Annotated in this window: 5 protein-coding genes; all 5 read right to left on the bottom strand. The window is 62.4% G+C overall.

Annotated elements, in window-relative coordinates; all coding sequences use genetic code 11:
- Nucleotides 1-10: 10 nt before the first annotated feature.
- The gene (gene dapA / locus FB481_RS09415) at nt 11-886 is read right to left on the bottom strand and encodes a 4-hydroxy-tetrahydrodipicolinate synthase (RefSeq protein ID WP_147176173.1); all 876 of its coding nucleotides are present in this window, start codon (nt 884-886) and stop codon (nt 11-13) included.
- A gap of 681 nt (nt 887-1,567) precedes the next feature.
- Nucleotides 1,568-2,026: a hypothetical protein gene (locus tag FB481_RS09410; RefSeq protein WP_147176172.1), complete on the bottom strand. Its 459-nt coding sequence runs from the start codon at nt 2,024-2,026 to the stop codon at nt 1,568-1,570.
- A gap of 833 nt (nt 2,027-2,859) precedes the next feature.
- Complete coding sequence (locus tag FB481_RS09405; RefSeq protein ID WP_147176171.1) at nt 2,860-9,918, bottom strand: hemagglutinin repeat-containing protein; 7,059 nt, start codon at nt 9,916-9,918, stop codon at nt 2,860-2,862.
- Between the two features lie 46 nt (nt 9,919-9,964).
- Entirely contained in the window at nt 9,965-10,483 is a 519-nt protein-coding gene (locus FB481_RS09400; protein WP_147176170.1) for a toxin-activating lysine-acyltransferase, read from the bottom strand.
- 9 nt (nt 10,484-10,492) lie between these two features.
- Nucleotides 10,493-12,205 (bottom strand): ShlB/FhaC/HecB family hemolysin secretion/activation protein, encoded by a 1,713-nt coding sequence (locus FB481_RS09395; protein ID WP_147176169.1) that lies wholly within the window; start codon nt 12,203-12,205, stop codon nt 10,493-10,495.
- Nucleotides 12,206-12,276: the final 71 nt, after the last annotated feature.

Genomic DNA, 12,276 nt, shown 5'->3' with positions numbered 1-12,276 from the left:
GTCCTCCGGCTCAGCGTTGGTAGACGGCCAGCAAGCCTTCGAGCTTGTGCACGGTCTGTTCATCGAGGGCGGCAACGGGGGCGCGGCAGGGGCCGACCGGCACGTTGAGCAGGTCGGTGGCCTTCTTCAGCACGGACGGCATGGTGCCCAGGGCAAAGGCGTCGCGCAGCGGGCGCAGGGCTTCCTGGGCGGCGCGGGCGGCTTCGTGGTTGCCGGCCTGGAACTGATTCCAGATCTCCATCACCACATGGGGCACGGCGTTGGCAGTGGCCGCCACCGCGCCGTCACCGCCAGCCAGCAGGTTCCAGTAGATGAGCGAGTCGGTGCCGGCGAACACCGCGAAGTCGTCACTGCGGTAGCGCATCATCTGTACCAGGGCGTCGAAGTTGCCGGCGCTGTCCTTGATGCCCTTGATCTGCGGGTGCTGGGAAAGCGCTGCAACCGCGCCGATGCCGATCGACATACCGGTCTTGGCGGGGATGTTGTAGAGCATGATCGGCAGGTCGGAGGCGTCGCCGATACGCTGGTAGTGATTGATCAGTTCGCTCTGGCTGACGGCATTGAAGAACGGCGTGATGACCGACAGGGCCTGAACGCCCACATCGCTCATCTTCTTGTTCAGTTCGATCACATCGCGGGTGGCGAAGGCGCCGGTGCCGGCGATCACCGGCACGCGGCCGGCGGCGAGCTCGACGGTCAGTTTGGCGATGCGCACTTTCTCGGCGTCGGAGAGCGCGAAGAACTCGCCATTGGTGCCCAGCACGAACAAGCCGTGCACGCCGGAAGAGACGAGGCTCTCGATAAGCGCGGCAAGCGCCGGTTCATCGACCTCCTGGGCCGCATTGAACGGCGTGACGAGGGCAGGGACGATACCGTGGAATTTCATGGCTTATCCTGTTTATGATTTTTTTGGTCATTATGAATAGCATCTATGATTGAATCGATCAAATATTTCTGGATGAGCTCAGCTCTCTCCGCGTTTATTTGAGCGAATCGTTCGTTTTGAGTAAATTTTTTTTGATCGAATTGATCGGGATTTGAAGGGCGTGCCTAGCGGAATCGAACCGCGAGGTGGATTGGATGGTTTCCCTGGCGCGTTACTGGTGCCGGGCGCCTACTCAGAGCCTGGGCACGATCCTGGGTTCACGGCAGGCATTCCGGCTCGACCGGGCCAGGCGTGCAGGCGGAAGGATTGCTGACCGTGCGGCGGCAAAATTCCAAATCCCGTCTGGCTCGGCAGTAGTCGCTGTTAAGTCGACGCTCTGCGCTGAGTGTCGGTACTGAGGCGCCGGGTTGGCAGGCTGGGAGCTCCGGCTGCAAATTACACCAGCTGGAGTACTCATTGGGCTTGCGATAGCCCGCCGCCAGTAAGCAGTTTTCCGTTTCGGCCTGCTCATTGGCGGTGCGCATAGGTTTGGGCGGTGATGACTCGCCTTGCGGATGTGGCTTGCCGCACTCCAGCAAGGCTTTCTTTATCTGCAGGGGCGAAGCGCCTGGCTTGTACCAGACCTGGAACGAAGCGAGCGGCGGCTGGAAGGGCTGCCGCCCCCAGCAGGCGGTCAGAGCGCTAGCTAGCACGATCAGAAAGACGGTTCGCAGGGGCACGGTCATAAGGTCCTAAGCTGCCTGGCTTCTGTCTCGGCAGCGCATAGAGGGCCATCAGCAACGACGTCACTGCGCCCAGGCAGAAGTTGCCGACATGATGAGTTTCCATCGGCAGCACCTCACCCCACACGAGTGCGCCCGTACCTCCAGCCAGGCAAACGATCAGCATGTGCAGAACACACCGACGAAGCTGGAAGTATGCGTAAAACATTGCCAGGCCGAACGCTGGGATGCCATAGAAAACCAGACTCGTCACGGCCGACAGAATGCCGAACCAGAACGTACCTATCACGGTTTCCAAGACGCTCATGCTGGTGGTTCGGGCCATCAGCTCAAGCGTGCAGAAATACCCAAATGTGAACACGCCCACCAGCGCCGGGCAGAGGGTGAAGGATGCCACTATGCGTTTGAAGGGATACATCGCAACCTGCTCCTTGGTTGTCCCTTGCAGCCATTTCTGAGGCTGAACGTTGCTTTTATTGGCGTTAAACCCAGACTCGTGCCCCGCGAGAGGATCTTCAAAAAGAAGACGATTTATTTTTATTGCGCATGTGTTGGCAGCTCTCTTTAGGGCAGGGCTGTTGCTATGGAAGAGGACGTACCAGTTGCGTGCTCGTCGGTTAGACGAACTGGGATTTCTCAGTAACTACTTCTAGGTTCAAGGCAGGCATTCAGGGACCACCGGGCCTTCTTCGCATGCAGAGGGGTTACTTGCCGTGCGGCGGCAGAACTCAACGTCCTTCTTGGCCTGGCAATAATTACTACTCAGGCGCCGCTCGACGCTTCGCGAGGAGGGAGCCGCATCGGCTTGGCAAGTAGCCAGATGAGGTTGTGCTGCGCACATACGATGGCTTGGCTGGGGGGCCTTGAAGCCTGCTGCCTGCATGCAATTCTCTGCTGCTGCTAATTGATCGGGTGTGCGCGGATCCAGCGGTGGTCGTGCCGGTGAGCTGGGGCTGGCCATGCCGCACTCCAGCAGGGCTTTCTTCACCTCGAGTTGGGAGGCGCCCGGCTTTGCCCAGAGCAGATAAGAGTCCGGTACAGGTTGGAAAGGTAGAGTACTGCCGCAGGCTGTCAGGCTGAGGGCGCAGAATAGGCCTGCAAATAGAAGTCGCATAACGAGCCTCTCGCTGAGGATGGTCATATTGGTTTTGTGGATGGATACCTTTTATCCATGGCGAAACGTAGTTCTTTAGTCGGTAGCGATAGTTCTGGGATGCTGCTCGCCGTATACGGCGAGCAGCATCTACTATCTTATGGTCGTGTTTTGGCCTTAATGTCCAACGTATTCGGTGTGCCATAGGCACCGCAGCCGTTGCGGGTCGACGAGGCTCCGTAGCAGTTGTGTACGGTAGCCGTGCCGCCGAACATGTTGAGCCATTCCTTGACCTTGGTGCTGCCAGCGCCGACTTGGTCATGCGTGGCTGGGTTTCCACCAATGATTGAGCCGACAAAGTCGTCGCGATGGTTCTGCAGGCTGACAGTGTCCTGAGCACCGCCACTGAGCTGGTAGAGCAGGCTGGCAGCTTTTTCAGCGTTGTAAGCAGGCCCGAAGAACTTCAAGTATGTCTCGCTCAATGTGCCCGCCGCGGCATTGCCATTCTTGAGAGCTTCCAATGCGTTTCCGACTGTCATCGAACCACGGCTGTGGGCGTCCAGCTCCAAGCCTTGCGTGCCATAGTGCCTGAGCAAATCCGTAATCTCCGCGGTGGATCTGCTCAGGCCCCAGAACTCGTTCTCCAGGTGTTTTTGATAGCCTGCCACCATCAGCTCGGCCACAGCATTAGAGGCTTGGGGGAAGGACACGATATAGAGCGGTGCGGCACGACCCTCATTATGTTGAGCTGCGTAGCCGGCGGCGGCATTCTCGTCATTGAAGATGCCGTTGACACCAATGCGAATCCGTCCGTCCGGACCAGCTTTGAGCGCGAGTTTCTCCTCATTGCTAAGCAGGCGTAGTACGGGCTTTTCATTCTCCATCTTGACGCTGCCGTCTTCATTCAGCATCACCTCGTACATCGGGTGTTCCTTGACGAACATGGTGCGGTAGGCGTCGTCGCTGAACTTGAAGGCTTCCACTGCCACGGCATTTTTGATGATGCGTTCGGCCTCGGCCTGCTTTTCCAGCTCCTTGGGATCGAGGCGCTCTACACCAATGTGGCTACCCGCGACGTCACGGTTGAGGGTGGCGATGGTCTCTTCGGTGCTCTTCCCGGTCTTGTCGAGCTGCCCCTGTTCGTCGCGAATCTCGATTGCGCCCCCACTGACTGCCGCGAGCGTGCGTCCGCTGTCGCTTTCACGAGCGTCGCCCTTGTTCAGTGCTGTGCCGATGACCGCTTTGCTCAAGCCATATTTGCCTTGGGTGAGCATGTCGCTGCTGAGGTCGACGCCGCTGCTGCGGGCGCTGGCGCTGGCACGGTTGTCCAGGTCGCTGGTGGTCAGTGTGCCTGTCGTCAGGCGATTGGCATCGGCATCAATAGCGGCTTGGGTGCTGGCGATGACTGCGCCCCTGAGGTCGGTATTGCCTTGTACTGCAAGCTCGAAGCCGCCATCGCCAGTACGGATGCCGCTCTGTTCGACCACGCTGGCGTAATCGCCATTGGCTTTGGATTTGGCCAGGCTCAGATTACCGCTTACGGGGGTACCGACACAGAATGGCGGGATGCACAGGCTAAGGCCCGCTCCTGTGTTCTTCTGCTGGCTTGCATAGGTGCTGGTATCCTGCAGGCTCTCGACCAGCAGATCACCGCCCACTTGGGCTTTGACACTCTTACCGTCGACCTGGGCGCCTCGAATGCTGGTGTCGCCGCCACTGATCAGCAGAGCCGTATCTCCAGCGCTGACCAAACTATTGGTGTGGGTCAGATCCTCGCCATCTGCCTGACCACGGCCCCGTGATACCGAGGCATTGAAGCTCAGGCCGTTCTGCTGGCCGCCGAAGTTCAGGCCCACGCCGAGGCTGGCCGAGCGGCTGCTCTCGGTGCTGTGCTGGGTCAGCTGATTCTGTGCGGCGATGAGGTCGATGCGATTATCGGCGATCAGCGTGGCATCTCGGCCGGCAGCGATTTCGCTGCCGCGCACCAGGATGTTGCTGTCCTCGCTCGCACCGGTAGCCACCAGGGTGACGTCACCACCGGCCTTGATGCTGGAGCCTGCCGCACTGTCAGCGGTGTAGGTGGTGTTGCTCTGACTGCTGCTACTGCCGATGGAGATGTTGATGCCGAAACCGCCGGCCTTGCTCGGGTCGCCCTCTTTGACTGCGGCTGAAATACCCGAGCCGGTATTGTAGGCGGTGAGCGCCGCCATGGCACCGCCAAGGGCTTTCATACGGTCATCCTGTACCTCCGAGGTGGCCTTGACCAAGCGATGGGTCGACTGCAGCGCGTTGATCACCGGCACGTTCAGGCCAACCGTCAAACCGCTCTGCTTGAACTTGGTTTCCTGCTCCTGGCGACCGATCTCCCGAGCCTCTGTGATCGCGATCTGTTCGGCCAGTACGTTGACGTCGCCGGTTGGCGTCATCACGTGGCTACCGGACTGACGATAGCTGTTGCCAGCCTCGACAATCACATTGCCAGCCGTACTGCCGAGCGTGCTGGCCCGGGTGCTCTGGCCGTCGCTGCGGTCGCTGACGCTCTGCCGTTGGGTACCGATGGTCAGCGACAGGCCGCCGCCACTGAACAGCCCACTCTTCTTCACCGACTGATCATGGCGTTCCTGGTTGTATTCACTGGCTGCTGCCAGGTCGACGTCGCGCCCGGCCTGCAACTGAGTCTGGCGGCTGGAAACCAGGTCGCTGCCACGTACGCCGATGTCACGGTCGGCATTGAGGTAGAGCTGATCGGCGCTAAATGTGCTGCCTTGCGCCTGAGTGCGATCAACCGTGTCGCGCAGGGTCGTGGTCTTGCTGGAGAACATGCCGCTGCGCCCTTTGAAGCGATGTGCCTCGTCGGCGAACTGCTGTTGCTCGGACGCGTCGATACGGATGTCGCGACCTGCTTCGGCCAGCAGCATGCCCTGTTCGCTGCGCACAGTGGCACCTCGGGCATTGATATCCTGGCCGGCGCTCAGGAGCAGGTTGCCAGTGCCTTGTATCGTGCTGCCCACCTCCGTTTGGCTGGATTCGTCGCGCCAGTTGCTGTCGTTCCAGCGAACCGTTTGCTGGTGGCTTTGGTTGGCGGTGCCCAGGCTGATATCGCGCCCAGCCTCCAGCCGGGTGACTCCGTCCTGGCCGGCGTTGAGCAACTGTGCAGCGTTCAGGTTGATATCATTGCCAGCGCTCACCTGCAGGGTGCCAGCGTCACCAGTGACAAACAGCCCAGCGACACGCGAGAGGCTGGTACGGGCGCCTTGCTCGCTACTGCTGTCCTGGGTCACGGCGTTCAGGTTGACGTCGTTACCGGCCCGAACCAGCAAGCTTTCACGCGCTCCGATAACGCCGCCGGTGTTATTAAGATCGTCACGTGCGATCAGTGCCGCGCGGTCTGCCTGAATCCGCCCACCCAGGTTGTCGATGTTCTGCGCATTGATCGCCATGATGCTGCGCCCGCCGATGCTACCGCTGTTGAGCAGGTCGCCGGAGAGGTCGAGCTTGAGCTGCTGGCCGGCAATCAGCGCACCGTTGCCGTTGAGGTCGCCGTCGCGCACCCGCACGTAGACCTGGGGTACCAAGACCTTGCGTGATTCGCCATTGGCCAGGGTCACCGAGCGTTCCACCAGCCACACCACGTCGCTGGTCAACTGCGCCATCTGTTCGGCGGTCAGGGCCACGCCGGGTACCAGGTTCCATTCGCTGGCCAGGGTGACGGCGTTGTCGATCAAGGCGCGGTATTGCGCTTCGTCGTCGGCATAACCATCGAGGAAGCGCCGCCCGGTGAGTTGGGCGATCTGCTCGCGAATCAGCTTCTGCTCGTAGAAACCATCGCCCAGGCGCTGCTGGGTCAGGGCCGGATCCACGCTCAAGCGCTGCAGCATGTAGTCCGATGACAACCACTGGCGGTAGCTGGCGAAGCGCGGGTCGGTTTCGATCAGGTAGCCGCGGGTGCCCTCCGGGTTGGTCTGGAACAGGTTGTTGCTCGGCAGATTAAGGTTGAGGCCGCCGCTGCGTACCAGGTCGGCGATACCCTGGCCGTCGTTGAGCAGCACCTCGACGCCTGGGTCGACCTGGGCGCTCTGGTGGGCAGCCAGTTGGGTATTGCTGCCGCTTACTGCCGTTTGGCCGCGGAACTCGGTGGGCGAGATGTCGATGTCCTGGATCAGTGGCGCCGGGGTATAGGCGGTGACGTTGGTGCCCTGGCGATCGCGGCCTTTTCGCTGGATGCGGTAGAAGTTGGTGGCGGTGCCGGCGTCGCTGGTAACGCGTTGGCCGTCCGCCTCGACGTTGGTCACCTGGGTGGCGCCAACCTGCAGCAAGCCACCGGCGATGATGCGGCTCTTGTCGTTGAGCACGCTGTCGCCGCTGAACGAAAGGTTGCCGCCAGCCAGGATCTGACCGGGGGCTGAGCTGAGCACACGGGTTTCGGTGACGGTCCGTTCGTAGTCATAGCGGTTGAAGTTGTCGCGTCGGCCATCGGGTGTGGTGAGGTGGTCGACCTCGTCGTTGTGCACGGAAACCTGGTCGGGACGGTAGCGATTTGGCGAGCCGCTGATCTGGTATTCCTGCAGTTGCTCGCGGCTGACCTCCACCTGTGCAGTGCTGAAATGCTCGTTGGTGTTGCGCAGCTCGCGCGCGGCCAGGTCGAGGTGGCCGAGTGACTCGATGGTGGCGCTGGCATTGCTCAGCAGGTCGGCGCGGCCGCTGGCGCGGTCGTTCGCATCCAGCGCACCGCCGATGGCCAGGTCGCCAGCGCTGAAGATCAGTGCCTGTTCGCGGTTCTCCAGGGTCTGGACGCCGATGTCCAGGCGTTCGCGGGCGGCCAGGGTGGCAGCGCGGTCTCCTTCGTCGCGGTTGGACAGCAGGCGGCTGGTGATGGCCAGGCGATCGCCGTAGAGCTGGCCGGTGCCGAGGTTGTGCACTTCATCAGCCTGCACGCGTACCTGCTGGCCATCGACCAGGCCGCGGTTGAGCAACTGCCCGGTGACGCGCAGATCCACCTGGTTGGCGCTCAGCTCGGCAGCGCTGGCATTGTTCAGTGCAGCGCTGCGTAGCAGCAGGGATTGACCAGCCTGCAGTTGGCCGGTGTTGTTCAGGGTACCGCCGGCCTCGGTGTCCAGCTTGCCGTTGGCCTGCAGTTGGCCGGCGAGGCTGATGTCGCCCTGCTGGCGCAGCAGCAGATCGCCCAGGCTCAGTGCGCGACCGTTGCCGCGCAGGTAGGCGGTATTGAGCGAGAGCAGGCGCCCGGCGAGCAGCTCGCCGCCGTCGTTGAGCAGCTCCTGGGCCGTCAGCCTGACCTCCCCGTTGCTGGCGATGCTGCCGCCGCTGTTGTCGAGGCGCTGGGCACCGCGCACCTCCAGCAAACCACCATCAGTGGCGAGGAGGGTGCCGTTACGGTTATCCAGCTCACGGCTGTCGACCAGTATCTGGCGACCCTGGGTATGGCCGTTATCGAGTACCGCCTGCTGTGCGGTCATATGCAGCTCGCCATTGCTCAGCAGCGTGCCGCTCGTGCTGTCGACGCGTTGCGCGTTCAGCTCCAGGCGGCCATTGCCGGCATGCTCGACCTTGCCGCTCCGGTTGTTCAGGGTCTGCGCTTCGAGGCTGAGCGCCTGGGCGTTGCTGGCGATGCGCCCGGCGCTGTTGTCGAGGCTGTCGGTGGCCTTCAGCATGCTGGCCGTGGTGCCGGTCTGCAGCAGCTCGCCGCCGACGTTGGACAGGTGCCTGGCGCTCAGCGTCAGGTGCTCGGCGCTGACCTTGGCGGCATCGCTGCTCAGGGTGCCGCTGGCACTGGCCTGGAGGCTGCCGGCGATGTCGACCTGGCTGGCGCTCAGGTCGATGTCGCCATTGCGGGCCTTCAAGCTGAGGTCTGCGGAGCGAGTGCGACTGTGGCTCAGGTCGAGGCCATCGGCCTCGATCTCGAGCTTGCCGCTGGCATGGTTCTGGCCGTTGGCGGCAACTTGACGGGCCTTGATTTGCAGATCGGCGGCGGCGCCGGAGTTGCCCTGGGCGTCGATGCCTGCGGCCAGTAGGGAGTCGCCCGTGCTACGCACACGGTCTGCCTCCAGGCTGGTCTTGCCCTGAGCGGCCACCACGCCAGTGTTGTCGATAGTGCTTTGGCTGCTCAGGCGCATGTCGCCCTTGGCGTACAGGCTGCCGCTATTGTCGATCGCCTGGTTGCTGGCCACCTGAGTATCACCGCTGCTGCTGATGGCGCCCAGGTTCTGCAGCTTGCCGTCTGCGCCGATCACCACGTCGCCAGCCATGGCACCGATCTGCCCGGCGTTACGCACGCCGACCCCCGCCTCGGTGCCCACCAGCTTGATCTTGCCGGCGTACATGCCGCCCAGCTGGGCGACATCGATGGCCACCTCTGGCTTGTCGCTGCCATCCTCGGCAAGGGCGCTGGCCTGGGTGTTGTCGGCGTTGACTTGGTTGCGCCCGGCAGTGACCTTGAGGTCCTTGGCCCAGATACCGGCATTGACCTCCACGCTGCGCGCGATCAGGTCGGTGTAGTCGCTGTCGCGGCTATCCAGGCCCCGACCGGTGATGTTCAGGGTGCCGCCCTCGACCTTGTAGCCGGTGATGCGGCCATCCTCCATCTGCACGCGGCCAGTGGTCAGGGTGGAACGGTCGGCGTTGATGAAGCCGCAGCCATCGCAGGTGATCCCGGCAGGGTTGGCGATGACCACCTCCGCGCGGCCGCCCGCCACCTCAACGTAGCCGCGCAGCTGGCTTGGGTTGCTGGCATTGACCTCGTTGAGGATCACCCGGGCGCTACCGCTGAGGTTGGGGTTGCCCTCGATCCAGCCACCGAGCTGGGTCTGGCTGTTGGTGGGGGAGTTGTTGAGGATCGCGCCGCGGCCATCCACGTCGAACTGACTGTAGTTGTTGCGTGAAACCCCTGCGGCGCTGGGGGTGGCGATGTTCACCTGTGGGGTGCCGTTGGCACTCTCCATCACGTTCGGCCGTTGGCCACCAGGCGCATTGGGGTCGGCGACGATACCGTTGGCCCAGGCCGGCATGGCCGCGAGGCTGACCAGACCCAGTGCGCCCATTAGGGCGAAACGCAGGGGCGCCAGGGTAGCCACGCAGCTGCCACTGGCGCCGCTCGCTTCACGTGTACCGGGCGCCTTGCCCCGGCTACTGACGTTTTCGGCCACCACCATGAGCAGGCCGCGTGCCTTGTTGAAGATGACTCGGTGCAGATGCTTGTTCATGTGCAATTCCCTTTGCGGTACCGGACCGCAGGTAACGTTTGGAGAATCAGGCCTCAGTGGCGATTGGATGAGCGGCGAACCAGGCCTTGGCCTGCTCCGGTATCACGCCGATGCCGTGAAAGGTCTTGACCTTCAGGCCACGTGTCTCACCGCGGTGGTAAAGCGCGCGAGCGCAGCTGTTGGGAAACACGCGGCTAAGCAGCAGGCGGCTGAGTACGGCGGTATGGCCGAAGGGGGCGACCCAGTCGTTGACCCACAGGCGCTCGCCGCTGCACCAGTCGGCCTCGTCCATTTCCAAGGGCGAGTGGCTCAGATAACGCCGTTCGGTAGCCTCGTCCAGACTCAGCCAGGCCAGGTAGAACACCGGCTTGCCGTTTTCGCTGCCAAGCACGAATTGGCGATGCTTGAGCGCTGGCAACAGCAGGCGCGACAGACTATGCAGGGGCGCGTCGCGGTGGGCCTCGGAGTTCATCCACAACCAGGTGGCTGCGCCCAGAACATTGGCCTCGTTCCATGGCTCGTCGAAGACGGCCGGGGCGGTGATGTCGAAAGTATCGAAGCGCATGGGCGATCCTCAGAACGACAGGACGATGGTAAAGGCACTGGTGAAATTGGCGGTTTCAAAACCATCCGGTTTCTTCAGCGGAGTGCCCCATGACCAGTCATAGGACAGGTTCCGATAGCCGCCACGCAGGCCGACCACGGCGCCGGCCAGGCGGCGGCCGATCAGGTAGTCGGCGGAGTTGCCGCCCACCTCGCCATAGTCCACGCCGGCATACAGTTCTTGCCCGCTGGTGCCCAGCGCCAGGCCCAGCTCATTGCTCAGGGTCCAGCCACGGTCGGCCGAGAGGATGTTTTCACCGTCGAAGCCCCGTACCGTGTAGCGCCCGCCTATGCTGAAGCGGTCCTGCGGTACCAGGTTGGTGCGATTCCACTGCGCGCGCCAGGCGCCGATATAGCGCAGGCGCTGGTCGTAGGCATCGAAAGGGATTTGCCATTGCGCGTCGGCCTGGATGATTTTCGAGCGTGAGGTGCCATCGTCGAAGTTCTCCTCGATCGCTTTCAGGGCATCGTGCGCACCGGTGCCCCGGCGGTAGCTCAAACCCAGGTCGAGCGTGGCCGGGCCGATGAACTCGCGATGACCGATACCCGCCTGCCAGCCGGCCATGCGCCGACGCTGTTGCTCGATTTCGGCATCGTCGATGAAGTTGTCCGAGCTACGCGTCCACAGGCTGCCCCAGAGCGTGGTCTTGCGCACCGCGTCGCGATAAACCAGGCGCGAGAGACGCATCTCGTTGTTGCGGCTTTCGCCGCGATACAGGAAATTCTCGTTCACACCCGCAACGGTCTGGTGGTAGTCGTATTCGCTGCTGGTAAGCGCCAGTTGCCAGTAGCCATAAGGCACCGAGTAATGCAGCGTATGGCCCTTGGAACCGCGATCGCCATCTTCGCCGCCACCCAGGTCATGGTTGAAGCTGGCATAGAACAGGTCGTTCAGTGTCAGTGGGTTGTCCAGCGACAGCGCTACGCTGCCCTGATACTTGCCAGTGCTTTTACTGCCGCCGTTGTCCACCGACAGGCTCACGCGTGCCGGGAAGCGCTGGCGCCAAGCGATCACCACATCGCTTTCGCCCGGGCTGGCGTTGCTGGCAGCGGCCGGCACGATACGGATATCGGCTTCCACGGTCGGAACGCGCTTGAAGTTCTCCAGCGCCTGTTCGATGTCACGCAGGTTGAGCAGGTCGCCGGGACTGGCTGGCAGTGCATTGAAGGCATTGGCGCGGCGGCTGGTTTGCTCGTCGAAGCGGATGTCGCTGATGCGGCCGGGCAGCAGCGTCAATGTCAGCACGCCGCTATTGAGATCCTGAGCACCAGCCAGTACGCGAGTGGTGACATAGCCTTTGGCGATGATTGCGTTCTGGATGCGCTTCATCGTCAGGTTGATGCCCTGCGAGCCCAGGCAGCGGCCAGCGGCGGGATCCTCCTCTGGATTGGCCGCCTGCAGGGCCCATTGAAATCGCTCAGCCAGCTCGCCCACCAGCTCGATTCTATCGATGCGGAAGCAGGGCGTTTCCTCGCGTGGCAGGTTTGCCGGCCCTTCTTCCTGGGGTTGGGCCTCGAGACGTACGTCTGGTCGTGCTTCCAATTGGTCGCGCAGCACACGATCACGCTCACGCTGGCGTAATAGCTCTTCTTCGGGGGTGGCTGCGTTGGCGATTTGCACCGTTGCAACAGCGGCTAGCAAGAGCGAAGAGAGAGTAAGACGAACGCTGGCGAGTGACTGCATGGCACATCCTTGTGGGCCGACAAAGGGGCAATGAGATAGACAAACTGGCGTCGTGGCGAATTAGCCGCTTC

The organism is Pseudomonas sp. AG1028, assembly GCF_007993955.1.
In the GTDB taxonomy this organism is placed as follows: Bacteria; Pseudomonadota; Gammaproteobacteria; order Pseudomonadales; family Pseudomonadaceae; genus Aquipseudomonas; species Aquipseudomonas straminea.
This window is presented reverse-complemented; position numbering and strand designations above follow the sequence as displayed.